The sequence below is a fragment of the Streptomyces sp. NPDC001339 genome (assembly GCF_042895955.1).
Classification (GTDB): Bacteria; Actinomycetota; Actinomycetes; order Streptomycetales; family Streptomycetaceae; genus Streptomyces.
Window position 1 is genome coordinate 248,173 of record NZ_JBIAWT010000006.1, and the last position, 17,701, is coordinate 265,873.

Here is a 17,701-nt window from a genome sequence, read left to right on the forward strand (position 1 = left end):
CACTACGCGGGTGGCTGGTGATGGCTGCCCGGCAGGAGGGCGCCCGGCTCGGGGGCGGCCACCTCGGCGGCCTCGACCTTGGGGTTGCGCAGCTGGCGCCGGGAGACCCAGTTGGCCAGCCAGGACAGCAGCATGCACATCCCGATGTAGACCGGCGAGATGATCAGGACGACGGGGATGAACGGCAGGTCGTAGTCGAGGTTGGACGCGATCAGCTTGCCGGCGTGCAGAAACTCCTCGTAGGTGATGAGGAAGCCCAGCGAGGTGTCCTTCAGGGCGACCACCAGCTGGCTGATGATCACCGGGAGCATCGCCCGGACCGCCTGCGGCAGCAGGACGTACGTCATGACCTGGCTCTTGTGCATGCCCAGCGCGTACGCGGCCTGCCGCTGGCCGGGGTCGACCGCGTTGACGCCGCTGCGGAAGACCTCGGCGAGCACCGAGCCGTTGTAGAGGGTCAGACCGGCGACCAGGGCGGGCAGGGGCGCGACCCGCAGCGCCACATAGATGAAGAAGATCATGACCAGCAGGGGCATCGCCCGGAAGAACTCCACCACCAGCGTGCTCACCCAGCGGACGAGGCGGTGGTCGGAGAGCCGGCCGATCGCCAGCACCCCGCCGAGCACCAGCGAGAGCACCGCCGCGAGGCCGAAGGCCCGCAGGGTGTTGCCGAGGCCGTCGAGCAGCAGCTCCTGAATTCCCTTGTAGAGGAAGGGAGTCCACTTCGCCGCGGTGAACTGACCGGTGGCGAAGAGGAGGGACAGGATCCAGCCGAGCAGGGCGAGGATCGCGAGCGTCGCCCCGAGGCCGTAGGCGCGGTGCCGCGCCCGGGCCCGCGGGCCGGGGATGTCGTACAGGGCGGTGGTGGTCATCGGGCGGCTCCGAAGCGCCGCTCCAGGTAGTTGAAGGCCGCGCTGATGGTCAGGGTCACGAGCAGATAGCCGACGGCGATCCAGAGGAAGCTCCAGATGATGCTGTAGCCGAGCTCGTTGAGCGGCTTGTAGACGCCGAGCAGTTCGACGACGCTGAAGGCGCCGGCGATCGCGGAGTTCTTGGCGAGCGCGATCAGCGTGGAGCCGATGGGCGGGATGACGGACCGGAAGGCCTGCGGGAGGATGACGTCCCCGAGGGTCTGCGGGAAGGTCATGCCGAGGCTGCGGGCCGCCTCGCCCTGGCCGACGGGGACGGTGTTGATACCCGAGCGGACCGCCTCGCAGATGAACGCGGAGGTGTAGCAGCCCAGCGCCAGGACGGCGAAGAGGGTGAAGGGCAGGACGAGGCCGAAGCGCGGCAGGCCCAGTACCACCGCGAAGAACAGCAGGGTCAGCGGCGTATTGCGCAGCACCGTCACCCATGCCGTGCCGAAGGCCCGCAGCGAGCCGACCGGCGCGACCCGGAAGGCCGCCATGACGAAGCCGAGGCCGAGGGCGAGCAGCGAGGCGTAGACGGTGAGTTCCACGGTGCCCAGCAGGCCCTCCCCGTAGAGGGAGAGGTTGTCGAGGAGAACGTTCATCGGTCGGTTTTCCCTGGTTCCTCAGGTCGCCGGATAGCGGTCGATCGGGGGTGGCTCGGGCGCCGGTACCCCGGACAGGCCGAGCGTCGCGTCATAGGCCTTCTTCCAGTCGCCGTCCTTCTCGTCCGCGGCGAGCGCGTCGTCGAGGGCGAGGCGCAGCGCGTTGTCGCCGCGCGGGACGCCGATGCCGTACGGCTCCTTCGAGAACGGTGTGCCGACGACCTTGAGCTCGTCGGGCACCTTGGCGGCGTAGCCCAGCAGGATCGCGTCATCGGTGGTGACCGCGGCCACCTGGTAGGTCAGCAGGTTGTCGACGCACGCCGAGTAGGTGTCGTAGGCGACGAGGACGGCCTTGGGGTACTCGGCCCGGATGCGCTGGTAGGGGGTGGAGCCGGACGCCGAGCAGACGCGTCTGCCGGCCAGGTCCCGCGGGCCCCTGATGTCCTTGTCGTCGGCGCGCACCAGCAGCGACTGACCGGCCATGTAGTAGGGCCCGGCGAAGCCCACCAGCTTCTTGCGCTTGGCGTTGATGGTGTACGTGCCGACGTACAGGTCGATCTGGCCGCTCTGCAGGGCCGTCTCGCGGTTGGCGGAGGCGATGGTCCGGAACCGGACGGTGTCGGGCGGGAAGCCGAGGGCCGCCGACATCATCTTGGCGATCTCGATGTCGAAGCCGGTGTAGCGCCCGGTCGCCGGGTCCTTCTCGCCGAGGTACGGCTGGTCCTCCTTGACGCCGATGACGAGGTAGCCGCGGCGCTCGGCCTTCCGCCAGGTCGGGGAGTCCGGCAGGCGGACGTTCCTGGCGACGGCGTACCGGGGCAGTTCGCTGCCCTTCGGGCCCTTGACCGGCGGGCTGCCCTCCCGGCCGCAGGCCGCCAGCGCGAGGGTGGCGAGGATGACGAGGGCCAGGAGGGTGCGGTGCGGGCGCGTGGGGTGGGTGTGCGGCATCGCGGCGCCCCGTTCAGTGCTTGAGGATCTTGGAGAGGAAGTCCTTGGCCCGTTCGCTGCGTGGCGTGGTGAAGAACTCCTCGGGGGTGCGGTCCTCGACGATCCGGCCGTCGGCCATGAACACCACGCGGTTGGCGGCGGAGCGGGCGAAGCCCATCTCATGGGTGACCACGACCATCGTCATGCCGTCCCGGGCGAGTTGGCGCATCACCTCCAGCACCTCGTTGATCATCTCCGGGTCGAGAGCGGAGGTCGGCTCGTCGAAGAGCAGCGCTTTGGGGTCCATGGCGAGCGCGCGGGCGATGGCGACCCGCTGCTGCTGGCCGCCGGAGAGCTGTGCCGGGTACTTGTCGGCCTGGGTGGCGAGCCCGACCCGGTCCAGCAGTTCGCGGGCCCGCCGCGCGGCCTCGTCCTTCTTCTGCTTACGGACCTTGACCGGCGCCAGCATGATGTTGTCGAGCACGGTCTTGTGGGCGAAGAGGTTGAAGGACTGGAAGACCATGCCGACCTCGGCACGCAACTGGGCCAGCGCCCGGCCCTCTTCGGGCAGCGGCCGGCCGTCCAGCGTGATGGTGCCCGACTCGATGGACTCCAGGCGGTTGATGGCCCGGCACAAGGTGGACTTCCCGGACCCGGAGGGCCCGATGACGACGACCACCTCACCGCGGCCGACGGTGAGGTCGATGTCCTGGAGGACATGGAGTTTTCCGTAGTACTTGTTGACCCCGCGCAGTTCGATCAGCGCCTCACCGGCCATATGCGGGCCCGCCCCTCTCGTCCGTACAGCGGCGAGCCCGCAACTTACCGGGGCGAAGGGGGCACTTCGCCGCTGACACGCACTGATCACCGCGTATCAGCAGATAGAGGTCGGCAGACAGGGGACATCGGACACGGGCCGATGCGTCAGGTAACCGCCGGGTGCCTCAGCACTCGGAGGCCTCGGCGTAGACCTGGGAGAGTTCCGGCGCGCCCGTACTGGCCCAGTTGTGGCCCGCGGCCACCACATCGATCATCCGCCCGGACGCCAGCCGGACCATCGGCCGGCCATCGGGCCAGATGTGCCAGACCGCGCCGCGCACCGTGCGCACCAGGACCGTGCCGAGGTAGAGGCCGGCGTCATTGCCCAGCCAGAGGAGCACTTCGGGGTCGTCCCGCCATACCGGCTGCAGCTGGTCCAGTAGCTCCAACGACCGTACGGAGTCGTCCAGTTCCCCTCCGGCGGAGGCCGCCTGGACGCGCAACAGCTCGCACTCGGAGAGCAGCTCGGCGACGCTTCCGGGATCGGCGCGCACCGACTCCGCGAGCGGCACGGACCGGCGGACATCAGAACGCTTGCGCCACTTGTCCAGGAAAGACAGATTCATGGTGTGCAGGGTCCCACCCGGCCCATGACCGCGGCCACAGGCGCGCGGCGCGATCGCGCGCATGGACCGGGAGCCGGGGGCCCGGGATCCGCCACGCCCGCATGTCCCGGGATCCGCCACGACTACAGGCCCGGGACCCGTCACGCCTCCATGTCCGGGGCCCGTCACGCCTCCATGTCCAGGGCCCGTCACGCCTCCATGTCCAGGTCCAGGTCCAGGTCCACCACGACCGGAGCATGGTCCGAGGCGCCCTTGCCCTTGCGTTCCTCACGGTCCACATAGGCGTCCGAAACGGCCTTGGCGAAGGGTGCGTTGCCGTAGACCAGGTCGATGCGCATGCCCTTGTTCTTGGGGAAGGCGAGCTGGCGGTAGTCCCAGTACGTGTACGGCTGGTCGTACTTCAGGGGACGCGGGACCACGTCCGACAGACCGGCCTCGCGCAGTGCCGCCAGGGCCGCGCGCTCGGCCGGCGTGACGTGGGTGGCGCCCACGAAGACCTCGGGGTCCCAGACGTCGTCGTCCGTCGGCGCGACGTTGTAGTCGCCGAGGACCGCGAACGGACGGGCGCCCGCCGCGTCCTCGGCGACCGCCGTCTTCAGCGCCTCGAACCAGTGGAGCTTGTAGGCGTAGTGCGCATGATCGACCTCGCGGCCGTTGGGGACGTACACCGACCAGACGCGGGCCGGTCCGCAGGTGGCCGAGATGGCGCGCGGCTCCTGCGCCCCGTCGTAGTCCGGGCCGCCGGGGAGGCCCGTGACGACGTCGTCCAGCCCCACCTTGGACAGCAGGGCCACGCCGTTCCACCTCCCGGTGCAGTGGACCGCGGCTTCGTAGCCGAGCTCGCGGAGCTGCTCGTACGGGAACTGCTCGGCGGTGCACTTGGTCTCCTGGATGCACAGCACGTCCGTGCCGGTGTTCTCCAGCCAGGCGAGCAGCCTCGGGAGGCGGGCGGTGATCGAATTGACGTTCCAGGTCGCGATGCGCATGTCTGTAAACCTACCGCCCGGCACTGACAACCGAGCCCCGGCAAGTCCGGCCCGCGGGGATGGGGCCCACGGAGATGGGGCCCACGGGGAGCGGGCCCACGGGGAGCGGAGGGACAGGCCCTAGCCGAGCGCCGTGCTGCTGCCGGGGGTGAGCCGCCCGTGGTCGGTGCCGCCCAGCTTGTCGATCATGGAGTCGTAGACCGGGCGGGCGTGATCCTGGAGCAGGCTGTCGTGGATGTCGATGGCCCGCCGGGGCGCGACCGCGCGGACGTAGTCGATCACCTCGGCGACCTTGTTCCACGGCGCGTGCACGGGCAGCAGCAGAGTGTCGACCGTACGGCCCTCCGGGACGGTGAGCGCGTCGCCCGGGTGGAACACCGCACCGCCGTCGAGCAGGTAGCCGACGTTGGTGACACGCGGGATGTCGGGGTGGATGACGGCGTGCAACTGACCGTGCACCTCGATGTCGAAGCCGGCCGCGGTGAAGGTGTCCCCCTCGCCGACGGTGTGCACCCGGCCGGGGAACGCGGCCGAGAGCTGCCCGGCGACGCTGGCCAGGGTCCAGATCTCGGCACCCGGGTTGGCCTCCATGCCCGCCCGCAGCCGCTCCTCGTCGAAGTGGTCCATATGCTCGTGGGTGACCAGGATCGCATCCGCGCCGACGGCCGCGTCGCGCTCGCTGAAGACACCCGGGTCGATGACGAGCGTCTGCCCGTCCTTCTCCAGCCGGACGCAGGCGTGGGTCTTCTTGGTGAGTTCCATGGGGCTATCTTGCCGCCCGCCCGCCCGTACCGTCCGGGACCGGCATCCGCCGCTCCGTTCCCGCCCGCCGCCTCCCCCACCCCTCCGGCGTCACCCCTCCGCATCACGCCTCCGGCGTCATCCCTCCGGCGTCGTCTCCTCGCGTATGACGCGCTGGGCGACGGCGAAGGCGGAGTTGACGGCCGGGATGCCGCAGTAGACGGCGGTGTGCAGCAGGACTTCCTTGATCTCGGCAGGGGTGAGGCCGTTGCGCAGGGCCGCGCGGGTGTGCAGGGCGAGCTCCTCCTGGTGGCCGCGGGCGACCAGCGCGGTGAGCGTGACAATGCTGCGGGTACGGCGGTCGAGGCCCGGACGGCTCCAGGTCTCGCCCCAGGCATAGCGGGTGAGGACGCGCTGGAATTCCGCGGTGAAGTCGTCGGTGGCGGCCTCGACCTGGTCGACATGGGCATCGCCGAGGACCTCGCGGCGGATCTTGACGCCCGCTTCGTAGGCGCCGCCGCCGGCCTGCTCGGGCGCGGTGAGGCCGGACTCGATGGCGGCGGGCGGCGCCTGCGGGAGCGGCGACGCGAGCTGTGGCTTGGCGGCGGGGGCACCGAGGACGGCCGGGCCGGCGGGCCCCGGCTTGTCGTGCCACGCGGTGGTGAAGTGGCGAATGAGCAGCTCGGTGACGGCCGAAGGCTGCTCGACGGGGGTGAGGTGCGAGGTACCGGGCACCAGGGCGAGGCTCGCACCGGGTATCCCGGCGACCAGGGTGCGGGCGTCGGTGGTGGGGGTGACCTGGTCCTCGGAGCCGGCGACCACGAGGGTGGGGACGCCGACCCGGCCGAGGGAGGACCGTACGTCGTAGGCAGCCAGCGCCTCACAGGCGGCGATGTAGCAACCGGGGTCGGTGGTCCGCACCATCTGGACGGCCCATTCGACGATGGCGGACTGGGCGCCGGCGAAACCCGGGGTGAACCAGTGCTCGGGAGCGGTGCGGGCGATCGGATCGAGTCCGTTCGTCCGGACGACCACACCGCGCTGACGCCAGGCATCGGCGGTTCCATAGCGGGGCGACGACGACACCAGCGCGAGCGAGGTGACCCGGTACGGGCGGGTGAGCGCCAGCTGAGTGCCGACGGCACCGCCGATATCGCAGCCGGCGTAGCCGAAGCGGTCCACACCGAGCGCGTCGAGGGTGGCGACCAGACGGTCGGCCAGTTCCGCGATGGACGACGCCGCGTGAGCGGGCGACCCGCCGTGTCCGGGCAGATCGAACCGGATGACGCGCCAGTGACGGGTCAGCTCGGGGATCTGCCGGTCCCACATGTGCCATGTGGTACCCAATGCGGCACCCAGGACCAGGACAGGGGCGTCTTCTGGCCCGTCAGCGCGGTATTGCAGGGTGTTCATCGGTGTCTCACTCACCCGCCCGACCCTCTCATCTGTCACGACAGCCCCCTATGACGGGGGCCAAGGCTATACGGGCCTGACCAGGTGGAACACCTCTCGGGCAGCGTAGCGTTCGAGGCATCGGACGATTTCGCGGCGAGTCTTGTCCTCCTTGATGCGACGTTCGCAGTACTCCTGAGTCCGCGGGTCGCAACGCAGGCGGGTCTGCATGATCCGGTGCAGAGCGGCGTTGGCCTGCCGGTCGCCGCCGCGGTTGAGCCGACGGTGCTGTCGTCGGGCCGAGGAGTACTCGATGAGGCCGGCCTCGCAGAGCGCGGCGAAGGGCGCCTCGCTGCCGGACAGCGGGCCGACCGCAGCGGCACGTGGAGCCCGTCGGGGTTTACTGCGTTACCTCGCCCATGCGTTGCACGCGCAAGGCTGACGGTCCAGGAGCTGCGGTGGGATCCGCCGAACCAGTGTCAGGCACACGTCGGACAACGGGCCATGACAACAGCCCTGGAGGAGGCGGGCACACGACACATCATGGGTGTGGGTAGGTCTTGCACAGCTTTTGCTGCGGGGCTTGATCGGCTTACGATGCAGCGTGCTCTCGGTGGTTGTAGCGCCCTGGCGGCGCGATCCGGTGGTGCTGCGGAATGCGGAGGTTGCGCATGATGCGGCCAGCACCATGAAGGTGGCCGTGCTGGCCGCGCTGTACCGCAGTGGCATGGACCTGGACGTGGCCGTGCCCGTGGTGAACCGCTTCAGGTCGATCACCGGCACGACGTACGCCAACAGCCGTGCTGCGGACAGTGATCCGCTGCCCTGGGACCGACTGGGCAGCACGGCAACGGTGCGCTGGCTCGCCGGGCGCATGGTCACCCACTCGTCGAACCTGGCCACCAATCTGTGCCTGGAGCGGGTGGGGCACGAGGCCGTGGCCCGGGTGTGGCAGCGGGCGGGCGTCCAGGGCAGTGCCAGTCCGCGCGGTATCGAGGACTATGCCGGCCGCGCGTCGGGCGTCCACAACCGGGTGACCGCCCTCGACCTGGTACGGCTGCTGGAATCACTGGAGCCGGAGCTGCTCAAGCTGCTGGAAGGCAACGTCCATCGAGTCGACCTCGCCGCCGGACTGCCACCGGCTACCCGGCTATCGGGCAAGAACGGATGGTTCCCGGGCTTACGGCACAGCGTCGGCGTGGTCCACCCGCCAGACGCTGCCCCCTACACCCTCGCCGTCTGCTACACCGGACCGCTCGCGTCCGGGGACGCTGCGGACGATCCTGCCGCCAGGCTGCTGGCCCGTATCTCCGCCGGTGTCTGGCGCCGTCGGCACCTGCTCACCCACTGATGCCCTCTGGCCGCCCTGTCTGAGCGACACTGGCCATCAGCGCCTCGACACCAGGGGTGTTGAGCAGGTTGATGCGGATGTAGCCCCGATAGCCGTCCAATTCGAAGAACTTCGCGTCGAGCGCCAGGAACCGCTGGCGCGGTACCCGCGTACGTGCGAAGAGGAAGAAGCCGGCCTCGATCGGCATCCGGGCGGTCAGGGCACCGCTGGCCGAAAGCGCGGTGTGGTTGTCCCGAATGTGCTGGACCAGTGCGCCGTTCCCCTTGTCGAGCATGAGATCGGCGGCGCGATGGGCAAAGAGCCGGTCGGAAACGGCGACATCGCCGTGCAGGTTGATGTGGAGTTCGGCCAGCTCGTCGCGCAGGTGGTGCGGGGCGAGGAGGTGGGCGCAACGGTAGCCGTGGATCGACAGATACTTGGTGGGGCAGATCATGCGCAGCGTCTGCTCCATCGGGAGCCGGGCGCTCGTCTCAGCCGGCTCGCCGTCCCACGGCATGTACTGGAAGGTGCCGTCGACGAACACGAATGATCCGGTGGCTCGTTGCCAGGCGGCGATGGTCTGCCACACCTCTCGGGGTACCCGCCGCCCGGCGTACCAGACGGGGTCGGTCAGTACCAGTACGGTCCGCTCGCCGGGCAGACAGAGGTCGAAATCGGGCTCGAAGGCGTGACGGTGGGAGACTGGGACAGGCTCGATCCCCAACCGCTGGAAGAGATAGGCGAGTTTGTAGTAGACGGGCGCCACGTAGTGGACCCGCCGTCGACCGGTCAGGGCCAGCCACGTGGTGAATGTCCCCAGGAGGCTGCTGGATCCGCCGCCCGGTATGACGTTCCCCATGGTGTAGGGGGCGCCGTCGTACCGCTCGTGCATTGCGGCGATCTTGGACCGCAGCGTGGTGTCCTCGTCCAGGCCGGAGTAGCGGGTGATGTCCGCGAGACGGTACGGGGCGGCGTCGGCGAGATCGCCGAGGTACTCCTCGACGAACGGGTGCCCGCCGTTGTAGTCGGAAACGAAGACCCGGGCTCCGGGTTGCTGCCGTTCCGCCTCGATGCGCTCGTGCCACTCCAGCATGCGAAACAGCCGCGGCCTCATGCACACCCCTTAAGTCCTCGACAGCCACATCGACTTCAGTGTCAGGTGCCGCGGTGACACTGGCAACGGGACAGGGGCAACGCCAGGAAGGCGCGGCCGCCTGCCACCGGCGATGGCGGTCATGCACGGTCTGCCACCTGCTGAACCGGGTCGGCAGATCCCGCCATGGACTACCTGTGCGCAGGCGGATCAGAATCCCGTTGATCACCTGGCGGTGACACTTCCGCCGCCCGCCCCGCCCGGTGTTTCTCGGCAGGTGCACGGCTCCCGTCCCGCCCACTCCGCATCGGATCAGGCGCCCCGCCCACACCGCCGAGAACGGTCCGCGATGCGGGCAGTCATCGACTCATCAGCAATCCCGTGGTCGGCGGATCTCGCCCGTGCCCAGTGCGATCACGGCCCGGGGCCGCATGGGCTCCTCGCCGCGTCGGGAGAGCAAGACCACCTCCTCGACCACCGCCGACAGCGCGCCGAGCCGCACAGCGCACTCGGCGGCCAGGCGCTTCGGGTCCTGGGTGCGGCCGAGGGACAGATGCGGGGTGAAGCGGCCGACGCGCCCGTGACAGAGTGGGAACCGCAGCCCCAGCTCACGGTGGAGACGAGCCCACGGTGCCGGGTCGGCCGCAGCCGGATCGAGCCACAACGTCGCGTAGTGCCGGTGCCGGAAGTACCGCACTCCGGCCAGGCGCGCCGTGAACGCCGTACTCTGTGCCGCCCCGGCAGAGAGCAGCGGCACGGCCCGCGCGAACGCCTCCTCCGGTACGAAGCCGAACAGCAGATTCACATGCGGCGGCCACCGCCGTACCTGCGGATCGTGCTCCCAGCGGATGTCCTGGATCACCGGCCAGAGCGTCCGCGGCGGCAGCCACGCCACCGCCGTCCGGGCCGTCGGCGCCACCTCGAGCACATCCACCGGCTCGGCCCCGCCGAAAACCGGATTCTCGTGCACATTGCCATGGTCCCAAATCGGGTTCGGAAAACCCTCCAGAGGCTCTCCGACGCGCTGTGCGCGAAGCCATGGCCTGTCACTCGGCACCGCCGACTGGTCGCGCCCGCCCCGGTCCCGGGACGAGCCGGCAGGGGTCCACAGCAGTCACAGCACTCACATACGTGTCACCAACAGGGTCGACGCAGTTGCATCACAAGGGCCTGACCAGGCCAAACGTTCCCGACCTGGACCACGCGGACGCCAGAAGACGGTTCCGCCCACCTGTGCCACGTGGTCCCGAGCGCAGCGCCCGGTACAAGTACGGGAGCGTCTTCTGGCCCATCAGGACGGTATTGCAGGGTCTTCGCCGTCGTCTCACTCACCCGCTCGCGCTCCCACATCTCACCATTTCTCATGTGCCAGTTCTGATGTGCCAGGGTCGGGCCCGCCCGCCAAACCGCTCCAGGCATCCGCCGCTGGACGCAGATCCTCCCCATCCGGCTTGACGTACCACCTCTTGGTCGTCCTGACGTGGGAGTGTCCCGCCCAGCGGGCCAGGATGCGATCCGGGACACCGACGCCGAAGGCACCGGCTCCTGCGGCCGCCGAGCGCTCGGGCGGCGCCGGACCCACATCCACAGGGCCAGCACGAGGCAAGCCGCCAGACAGCCGGCTCCCGCCACGGCCAGGGGCCCGTTGTCTCCGGTCGCCATGGTGCCGCCGGGGTCGGCCGCGGGGCCTGCGGCGACCACGCCCAGCCCGGCCGCGACGGTGATGACCGTCTTGGTCAAGCCGGATGCCTCACCGGCGCGTTCGGGCCGGATGACGCCCTGGGTGGCGGTCAGTGTCAGGGCGTTGCCGACGCCCAGCGCCGCCCCACTGGCGGTGACCGCGGCGAGATGCGGCGGCAATCCGGAGACGAACGCCGCGCCCAGCAGGACCACCGCGCCCACTCCCAGGCTCGTCGCCATCACCGGCACGGCGCGTGCGCTGGTCACCCGGCCCGCGAAGGGACCCGCGGCGGCCATGGCCGTCGCGGGGGCGAGGAAGGCCACCCCGGCCGCCAACGGCGTGAGCTGCCGGCCCTCTTGGAGGGAGAGCGGTACGACGAAGAGGAACACCACCGTCGCGGCATTGGCCACCGCACCCGCCACGGTCAGCGCCACGAAGGCGCCGTTGCGGAACAGCGCGGGGGCGATCAACGGATCGGCCGAGCGGAGTTCGATCCGTACGAAGGCCACCAGCGCCAGCGCCACCAGGCACAGCGTGCCGAGGCCGGCGGGGGACGCCCAACCCCATGCCGGGCCACGGTCGATGAAGAGGGCCAGGGCCGCGATGGCGGCGGTCCCGGTGGCCAGCCCCGGCCAGTCGACGCGCCCGGAGACCGTGGTGTCCCTCGACTCCTGGGCCCGGCGGGCGCAGATCGCAGCCACCACGCCCAGCGGCACGTTGAGCCAGAAAACCGCCCGCCACGACACCATTTGGGTCAGTGCGCCGCCGACGAACGGACCGCAGGCGGTGGCCAGTCCGCCGATGCCCAGCGCCCACCCTGTGGCCCGGCCGCGCACGGCGGGCGGGAAGACATTCGTCAGGAGCGCCAGTCCGGCCGGCATGATCAATGCGCCGCCCGCGCCCTGTACCACGCGGGCGGCCACCAGCACCGGCAGCGAGGGTGCCAGTGCGCACCAGAGGGACGCCAGTCCGAACAGCGCCAGTCCGCCGATCAGCAGGCGGCGCCGGCCGAACAGGTCGCTCATGCGGCCTGCGCCCAGCATGAGTGTGCCGCACGACAGGAGGTATGCGCTGACCGCCCACTGGAACTGTCCGGTGGATACGCCGAGTTCATCCTTGATGTGCGGCAGGGCCAGGTTCAAGGCGAACGAGTCGAGCTGGATGCAGAAGACACCCAACGCGACCGAGACCAGCGCCCAGCGGGCTCCGCTTCGCCCCTCGGTCTCCCCTATCACAGCCCTTCCCTTCCCGCCGCCCGGCCAGGCGGCGGCGTCATCTCATGAACGTCTCTGGTTGCAGGGGGGATTGCTTGCGCCGGAAGGGGCTGCGCTCAAGGGGCCGGCCCAAGAAGGAACAAGGGCTTCAAGCCGTGCGCGGAGGCTGCGCGGAAACTCGCCGGGACTCGGGGAGCCGCAGACGCTCAAGGCGCCAGAACACGAAAGCGGGGGCGGACACAGGCAGTGAATGCCTCGGTTGCCTACCTCCGGCTCAGTGAGGTGATTTCACTGTACATCAACTCCCGTGCGGTGCCACCGACCTACCACCGTCCGACAGGTTTCCGTCACCCACGCATGGCGCCGAAGGGGCGGATACGGCCCGCCTCGGACGCTTGGTGTTCCGTTCGGAGCCGCCTGGCGGCTACCACACCAGCGGCCGACTGCCCGAGGAACGCTCACCCCGTCAAGCCTTCGGGTGAGAGCCCGGTGTGTGCCCGAAGGTGCGGCGGAAGACGTCGATGAACGCGCTGGCCGACGACCAGCCGCACCGGTGCGCCACCGCGGTCACCGGTGTCTTCTCGGCCAGCAGGATCAGTGCGTGGTGGAGCCGTAACTGGGTGCGCCACTGCGGGAACGTCATGCCCAGGTCGTTGTGGAACAGCCGGGACAGGGTGCGGTCGCTCGCCCCGACCTGCCGGCTCAGTTCGACGAGGGTGCGGCCGTCGGCTGGATCGGCCCGCAGGATGTCGCACAGCGTCTGCAAGAGGGGCGAGGACGGTGTGGGCAGGTGCAGCGGCTGCTGAGACGAGGCCAGGAGTTGGTCGAGTAACACCGCGCGCAGCCGGGCCCGTTGGGGACTGTCATCGTCCGGGGTGCGGGTGTAGGCGACGATCAGTTCGCGCAGCAGCGGACCCACGGCAAGCACGGTCGGCGCGTCCAGGGCCAGGGGGTTCTCGGTCGCAGGCAGCCCCACCAGGTGCAGTTCGAGCTCGCCGTGAGCCTGGTGGGCGTGCACGGTGCCGGCCGGCACCCAGATGGCGCGGGTACCCGGGGCGACCCAGGAACCCGCGCTGGTGGTGATGGTCAGCGCTCCCCGGCCGGCGTAGACGATCTGGTGGTCGTCGTGCCGGTGGGCGTCTATCGCGCCGCCGGACGTCAGCCACTGGGTGCCGGTCGGGGCGATGGGCTGATGGCGGATCTGCGTCATCATTCGGCAGTTTATCGGAAGCGCGACACGGTGCCGGGCCCGGAGCATGACGGGGTGCGAAGGAATACATCGATCACTCTGCTGTCCGTCGGACACGCCTGCGTCGACGTCTATCAGGGCGCCGTGGCATCTCTGGTCCCGTTCTTCGTCGCCGAGCGTGCCTATAGTTACGCCGCCGTCTCCGGCATTGTGCTGGCCGCCTCCTTGCTGTCCTCGGTGGCACAGCCGGTGTTCGGTGCCCTCACCGACCGCTGGGCAATGCCCTGGCTGCTGCCGGTCAGCACGCTGCTGGGCGGTCTGGGCATCGCTCTGAGCGGGGTCAGCGGCAACTATGGGCTCACCCTCGTGTTCGTAGCGGTCTCCGGGATCGGTGTGGCCGCCTACCACCCCGAGTCCGCCCGGGTCGCGCGGCTCACCAGTCAAGGCAGCCACAGCGCCATGAGCTGGTTCTCACTGGGCGGCAATCTCGGCTTCGCATCGGCCCCGCTCCTGGTCGCCGCCATCGTGGCCACGGGCGGTCTGCGTCTGACGCCGTTGCTGGTGCTGCCGGCACTGGCCGGCAGCGTGCTGTGCCTGCCCGTGTTGCGTGCGCTGGGGCAGCGGAAGACCGCCGGGGCCGGCGCGGTGCTGCCGGCCAGGGACGACGACCGAGCGTCGTTCGTGAAACTGTCGCTGGCCGTGGTCTGCCGCTCGATCGTCTTCGTCGGTCTGAGCACCTTCATCTCTCTGTACGTCAAGCAGCGCATGGACGGCAGCGCCGCGGCGGGCACCACGGCTCTGTTCCTGCTCTACCTCGGCGGCGCGATCGGCTCCGTGCTGGGCGGCTCGCTGGCCAACCGCTGGGACCGGGTCACGGTCTGCCGCTGGTCGTACCTGCTCACGGTCGGAGCGGTCGCGGGCGTGGTGTTCGTGCCGGGCCCGGCCCTGTACCTGTTCGTGACACTGACGTCGGCCGGCCTGTACGTCCCGTTCTCGCTTCAGGTCACACTCGGCCAGGACTACCTGCCCTCGCGGGTCGGTACCGCCAGCGGGATCACCCTCGGGCTGACCGTCAGCATCGGCGGTCTGGTGAGCCCTGTCGTCGGCGGTATCGCCGACGCGACGTCCCTGCGAACCGCCCTGGCACCTCTGATCCTGATGCCGGCGCTGAGCTGGCTGTTGTTCCGTAACCTGCCCGAACCCTCCCCCAAGCTCTCGACCTCGGTCGAACAGGGGGAACCCTCATCGCCGCGGCCAGGGGCTGCGGCGCCTCCGAAGGGAGACGACACCGATGCCGCACTCTCTCCCACCCGGCCCGATCACCGCTGACCGGTCCGCGGCACCGAGGGCACACCACATCGCCGAGGTGAGCCACGAGGTGAGCCCCCCGGAGGGCTCGCCCCCTCAGGACGGCTGCCCGCTACGGGAATGGGGTTGCGCCGCGGCGCTGCTCCGGCCGACCTGGCGGCTGCTGTCCAGCCACCGGACCACCGGCGGCGACGTCGAGTACTGCAAGTGCAGCTGCGACGCCGTCGTGGTGCTCCAGCGGGGACAACTGGCCAAGTTCACCGGCCCGTCGGCCGGCTGAGGCCGTCGCGGGAGCTTGACGACAGGGCCTGGGGCCTGACCCATCAGAAGGGCCCTAGGGCAGGAGCAGTTGCTCCAGGCCGGCCGGCGGTCGCCGGCCGACGTGGGGTGCGAGCGCTGTCCGGGAGCCGGTCTCGCCGGCGAGGATGCCGCCCAGCAGGATTCCGCTGCCGGGCTGCAGGAACACCTTGGCGTAGCGGGTCATGCCTTCCGAGAAGGCCACGTCGATGGCCTCGCCGTCCCGGACGGGCGCAGACCCGAACGTCGCCACGTGGACACCGAGCAGTTTGAGCGTGGTGGAGGTGTCCGTGCCGTCGAAGGGCTCGGCGGGGTGGCCCGTCAGCTGCCGGGCCACGCTCTCCGCCATGCGGTACCCGGGAGCGATCAAACCGTGACAGCGGCCCAGCACGGCAGCGCATTCGCCGACGGCCCAGACATGCTCGTCGGCGGTACGGCAGAAGGCATCGACGAGGAAGCCGCCCCGTTCCCCGCGCTCCAGGCTCGGGCTGACGGCGAGGTCGTCACGGGGACGGATACCCGCGGCGAAGATCACCAGGTCGGCGTCGAGAACGGTTCCGTCGGCGAGCGTGACGGATCGCACCGCGCCGGCGGGGCCGGCGTCGACCGAGGCGACGGTGGTGCCGCAGTGCAGCCCCAGCCCCAGGTCCGCGGCGCCGTGCTGGAGCACTCGGGCCGCGTCGGCGTCGAGTTGTGCCGGCATCAGGTGGTGCGCGGACTCCACGATGCTGGGGCGCATGCCCAGCAACAGCAGGCCGTGGGCCGCCTCAAGACCGAGCAAGCCGCCGCCGACCACGACCGCGGGCCGTCCGCGGTGGACTGCTGCGCGCAGGGCGTCGACGTCGTCGAGTGTCCGCTGGACGAAGCAGTTCCGCAGCTCCCGGCCGGGTACCGGCGGGACGAACGAGCGTGATCCGGTGGCCAGCGCCAGCGCGTCGTATCCGATCTCCTCCCCGGCGGCGGTCAGGACCGTGCGTGCCGTACGGTCAACGTGCACGGCGGGTTGGCCCGGGTACAGATCCACCCTGCGGTCCCTCAGGAATTCCCGGCCCACGAGGGAGAGTTCGGCCCGGCCGCGGCCCCGCAGATAGGCGGACAGGTGCACGCGGTCGTAGGCGGGATCACGTTCCTCGCCCAGGACGATGAGGTGCCAGTCGCCTGCCGTGTCCAGGGTGCGTACGGTGTCGGCGAGCCGGTGACCGGTCATGCCGTGGCCGATGATGACGAGGGTCCGGGTCATGAGATCGGCTCCGGTTCTCGTTCGGCCGCGTGCGCCCAGTGAGCACACAGCTCCTCGACCTGTCCGCTGCAGTCGCCGCAGCCCGTGGTGGCGCGTGTCGCCTTCGCCAGCGCCGGGGGTGTGCGGGCACCGGTCCGCCATGCCTCGGCCAACCGCCGCCGGGGGACGTTGTTGCACCGGCAGACCACGGTGTCCGGGTGCGCCCGCGTATCGGCCGAAGGCGGCTCGGACCGGATGCCCAGAAGCAGCCGGAGCCGGTCGGAGGGGACTGGTTGTGCCCGTTGGTACAGATGGCTTACGGCGGCGACGGCCTCCGGCAGGCCCAGCACCACGGCGGCGACGATGCGGTCGTCGCGCAGCCCGAGCCGCGCGTACCGCCGGCCGGCCCGGTCGACGAGAACGACCGTCCGGACCCCGGGGTCGTCGAGGGCGGCCGGCGAGCCGGCACTGCACAGGTCCGCGGCATGGGTGCGCAGGCGCAGGATGGGCCGGGCGGGCCGATGCCTCACCTCGCGGCCGGTGAGAACCGCGGCCAGGGTATCGGCCTGCGCGAGGGCGGACTCGTAGCCGGCCGTCGCCCGGCCGGCGTGCTCGGCGCAGTCCCCGATGGCGTGGATGCGGGAATCGTCGGTGCGCAGCTCGTCGTCGACGACGATCCCCGTGCGCACGCGCAGCCGGGCGGCGCGGGCGAGCCGCCCGTCGGGCTCGGCTCCCGTGCAGAGGACGAGGGTGTCGGCGGGCACCTCGGCACCGTTGTCGAGGACCAGCCGGTCCGGGAGGCGGCGCACGGCGGTGCGGTGACGGAGGACCGTGACCCCGGCGTGTTCCAGGCGCTCGCCGAGCAGACCCGCGCAGGTGACGCCGAGCCGCTCGTGCAGAGGCTGCGGGCCGGCGCAGACCAGGGTGGTGGGGGTATGGCGCTGGACCAGCGCACTCACCGCCTCCACGCCGAGCGGGCCGCCGCCCAGCACCGCCACGGTGCCGCCAGTGATCCGGTCGCAGTCGTCGGCGGTACGCAGGGTCGTGACACCGGGTGCGAGCCGTCCGTCCGGGAGCGTCGTACCGGGCAGCGCGGGGATCACGGGGCGGGCTCCAGTGGCCAGGACGAGGACGTCGTACGGGTGGGTGACCGGCACGCCGTTCCGCCGGGCGTGTACGACCCGCCCGGCGCGGTCGATGGCGGTGGCCGTGCAGTGCTCCACCCGGGTGCCCGGCGGTGTGGGCAGGCGCAGCGCATCGGGGTCGAGGCGGCCGGCCAGGACGGATGTCAGCAAGGGCCGGTGGTGGACAGGCCGGGATTCCGCCGCCAGGACCGTGACGGGACCCTGGTGGCCGTGCTGGTGCAGGTGCTGGACAAGGCGGTTGGCGGCCGGGCCGTTGCCGACGACGAGGATGCGGCTCACGG

Annotated in this window: 18 protein-coding genes and 1 pseudogene; 3 read left to right on the plus strand and 16 right to left on the minus strand. The window is 70.6% G+C overall.

Annotated elements, in window-relative coordinates; all coding sequences use genetic code 11:
* Positions 1 to 2: 2 nt before the first annotated feature.
* The 9 genes from ACFY12_RS19320 to ACFY12_RS19360 all read right to left on the minus strand — a co-directional run bounded on the left by ACFY12_RS19320 (position 3) and on the right by ACFY12_RS19360 (position 7,307).
* On the minus strand, positions 3 to 872 hold the full coding sequence (locus tag ACFY12_RS19320) for an amino acid ABC transporter permease (RefSeq protein ID WP_390717015.1): 870 nt from the start codon (positions 870 to 872) through the stop codon (positions 3 to 5).
* Positions 869 to 1,513: an amino acid ABC transporter permease gene (locus ACFY12_RS19325; protein ID WP_390717016.1), complete on the minus strand. Its 645-nt coding sequence runs from the start codon at positions 1,511 to 1,513 to the stop codon at positions 869 to 871. Before ACFY12_RS19325 ends, ACFY12_RS19320 begins: the two co-directional genes overlap by 4 nt.
* A gap of 21 nt (positions 1,514 to 1,534) precedes the next feature.
* Positions 1,535 to 2,461 carry a glutamate ABC transporter substrate-binding protein gene (locus tag ACFY12_RS19330; RefSeq protein WP_390717017.1) on the minus strand — a complete coding sequence of 309 codons (927 nt, stop codon included), beginning with the start codon at positions 2,459 to 2,461 and terminating at the stop codon, positions 1,535 to 1,537.
* Positions 2,462 to 2,474: 13 nt separating this feature from the next.
* Complete coding sequence (locus ACFY12_RS19335) at positions 2,475 to 3,218, minus strand: amino acid ABC transporter ATP-binding protein (protein ID WP_390717018.1); 744 nt, start codon at positions 3,216 to 3,218, stop codon at positions 2,475 to 2,477.
* Between the two features lie 166 nt (positions 3,219 to 3,384).
* Positions 3,385 to 3,825 carry a DUF6278 family protein gene (locus ACFY12_RS19340; protein ID WP_390717019.1) on the minus strand — a complete coding sequence of 147 codons (441 nt, stop codon included), beginning with the start codon at positions 3,823 to 3,825 and terminating at the stop codon, positions 3,385 to 3,387.
* Between the two features lie 188 nt (positions 3,826 to 4,013).
* Positions 4,014 to 4,811, minus strand: coding sequence for an exodeoxyribonuclease III (locus ACFY12_RS19345; protein ID WP_390717020.1), 798 nt, complete (start codon positions 4,809 to 4,811; stop codon positions 4,014 to 4,016).
* Between the two features lie 120 nt (positions 4,812 to 4,931).
* Positions 4,932 to 5,573, minus strand: a complete 642-nt coding sequence (locus tag ACFY12_RS19350) for an MBL fold metallo-hydrolase (protein WP_390717021.1) — start codon at positions 5,571 to 5,573, stop codon at positions 4,932 to 4,934.
* A 117-nt stretch (positions 5,574 to 5,690) separates the two neighbouring features.
* Entirely contained in the window at positions 5,691 to 6,965 is a 1,275-nt protein-coding gene (gene pcaC, locus ACFY12_RS19355) for a 4-carboxymuconolactone decarboxylase (RefSeq protein ID WP_390717022.1), read from the minus strand.
* 66 nt (positions 6,966 to 7,031) lie between these two features.
* Entirely contained in the window at positions 7,032 to 7,307 is a 276-nt protein-coding gene (locus ACFY12_RS19360; RefSeq protein ID WP_390717323.1) for a transposase, read from the minus strand.
* Positions 7,308 to 7,557: 250 nt separating this feature from the next.
* On the opposite strand from ACFY12_RS19360, the gene ACFY12_RS19365 reads away from it, so the two are divergent.
* Positions 7,558 to 8,295, plus strand: coding sequence for a serine hydrolase (locus ACFY12_RS19365; protein ID WP_390717023.1), 738 nt, complete (start codon positions 7,558 to 7,560; stop codon positions 8,293 to 8,295).
* Here the strand turns inward: ACFY12_RS19365 and ACFY12_RS19370 are convergent.
* From ACFY12_RS19370 to ACFY12_RS19390, 5 genes and pseudogenes are all read right to left on the minus strand, one after another.
* Positions 8,285 to 9,388, minus strand: a complete 1,104-nt coding sequence (locus ACFY12_RS19370) for an aminotransferase class I/II-fold pyridoxal phosphate-dependent enzyme (protein WP_390717024.1) — start codon at positions 9,386 to 9,388, stop codon at positions 8,285 to 8,287. The genes ACFY12_RS19365 and ACFY12_RS19370 overlap by 11 nt on opposite strands.
* 97 nt (positions 9,389 to 9,485) lie before the next feature.
* Positions 9,486 to 9,683 (minus strand): annotated as a pseudogene (locus ACFY12_RS19375) (transposase); the annotation flags it as partial.
* 54 nt (positions 9,684 to 9,737) lie between these two features.
* Positions 9,738 to 10,337 carry a 2'-5' RNA ligase family protein gene (locus ACFY12_RS19380; RefSeq protein ID WP_390717025.1) on the minus strand — a complete coding sequence of 200 codons (600 nt, stop codon included), beginning with the start codon at positions 10,335 to 10,337 and terminating at the stop codon, positions 9,738 to 9,740.
* Positions 10,338 to 10,501: 164 nt separating this feature from the next.
* A complete protein-coding gene (locus ACFY12_RS19385; RefSeq protein ID WP_390717026.1) occupies positions 10,502 to 12,283 on the minus strand; it encodes an MFS transporter in 1,782 nt (593 codons plus the stop codon).
* A 445-nt stretch (positions 12,284 to 12,728) separates the two neighbouring features.
* Positions 12,729 to 13,472: an AraC family transcriptional regulator gene (locus ACFY12_RS19390; RefSeq protein ID WP_390717324.1), complete on the minus strand. Its 744-nt coding sequence runs from the start codon at positions 13,470 to 13,472 to the stop codon at positions 12,729 to 12,731.
* A gap of 54 nt (positions 13,473 to 13,526) precedes the next feature.
* Between ACFY12_RS19390 and ACFY12_RS19395 the strand changes: the two genes are divergently transcribed.
* Both ACFY12_RS19395 and ACFY12_RS19400 read left to right on the plus strand, forming a co-directional pair.
* The gene (locus tag ACFY12_RS19395) at positions 13,527 to 14,780 is read left to right on the plus strand and encodes an MFS transporter (protein WP_390717027.1); all 1,254 of its coding nucleotides are present in this window, start codon (positions 13,527 to 13,529) and stop codon (positions 14,778 to 14,780) included.
* Positions 14,743 to 15,039: a hypothetical protein gene (locus tag ACFY12_RS19400; RefSeq protein ID WP_390717028.1), complete on the plus strand. Its 297-nt coding sequence runs from the start codon at positions 14,743 to 14,745 to the stop codon at positions 15,037 to 15,039. The genes ACFY12_RS19395 and ACFY12_RS19400 overlap by 38 nt, the downstream gene beginning before the upstream one ends.
* A 54-nt stretch (positions 15,040 to 15,093) precedes the next feature.
* Here ACFY12_RS19400 and ACFY12_RS19405 read toward each other — a convergent pair whose 3' ends face one another.
* Both ACFY12_RS19405 and ACFY12_RS19410 read right to left on the minus strand, forming a co-directional pair.
* The gene (locus tag ACFY12_RS19405; protein WP_390717029.1) at positions 15,094 to 16,296 is read right to left on the minus strand and encodes an NAD(P)/FAD-dependent oxidoreductase; all 1,203 of its coding nucleotides are present in this window, start codon (positions 16,294 to 16,296) and stop codon (positions 15,094 to 15,096) included.
* Complete coding sequence (locus ACFY12_RS19410) at positions 16,293 to 17,699, minus strand: FAD-dependent oxidoreductase (protein ID WP_390717030.1); 1,407 nt, start codon at positions 17,697 to 17,699, stop codon at positions 16,293 to 16,295. The genes ACFY12_RS19405 and ACFY12_RS19410 overlap by 4 nt, the downstream gene beginning before the upstream one ends.
* Positions 17,700 to 17,701 lie beyond the last annotated feature (2 nt).

Coding starts and splice junctions, on each gene's coding strand:
- ACFY12_RS19320 (WP_390717015.1), bottom strand. CDS start 872: ATGACCACCACCGCCCTGTACGACATCCCCGGCCCGCGGGCCCGGGCG.
- ACFY12_RS19325 (WP_390717016.1), bottom strand. CDS start 1,513: ATGAACGTTCTCCTCGACAACCTCTCCCTCTACGGGGAGGGCCTGCTG.
- ACFY12_RS19330 (WP_390717017.1), bottom strand. CDS start 2,461: ATGCCGCACACCCACCCCACGCGCCCGCACCGCACCCTCCTGGCCCTC.
- ACFY12_RS19335 (WP_390717018.1), bottom strand. CDS start 3,218: ATGGCCGGTGAGGCGCTGATCGAACTGCGCGGGGTCAACAAGTACTAC.
- ACFY12_RS19340 (WP_390717019.1), bottom strand. CDS start 3,825: ATGAATCTGTCTTTCCTGGACAAGTGGCGCAAGCGTTCTGATGTCCGC.
- ACFY12_RS19345 (WP_390717020.1), bottom strand. CDS start 4,811: ATGCGCATCGCGACCTGGAACGTCAATTCGATCACCGCCCGCCTCCCG.
- ACFY12_RS19350 (WP_390717021.1), bottom strand. CDS start 5,573: ATGGAACTCACCAAGAAGACCCACGCCTGCGTCCGGCTGGAGAAGGAC.
- pcaC (WP_390717022.1), bottom strand. CDS start 6,965: ATGAACACCCTGCAATACCGCGCTGACGGGCCAGAAGACGCCCCTGTC.
- ACFY12_RS19370 (WP_390717024.1), bottom strand. CDS start 9,388: ATGAGGCCGCGGCTGTTTCGCATGCTGGAGTGGCACGAGCGCATCGAG.
- ACFY12_RS19390 (WP_390717324.1), bottom strand. CDS start 13,472: ATGACGCAGATCCGCCATCAGCCCATCGCCCCGACCGGCACCCAGTGG.
- ACFY12_RS19400 (WP_390717028.1), top strand. CDS start 14,743: ATGCCGCACTCTCTCCCACCCGGCCCGATCACCGCTGACCGGTCCGCG.
- ACFY12_RS19405 (WP_390717029.1), bottom strand. CDS start 16,296: ATGACCCGGACCCTCGTCATCATCGGCCACGGCATGACCGGTCACCGG.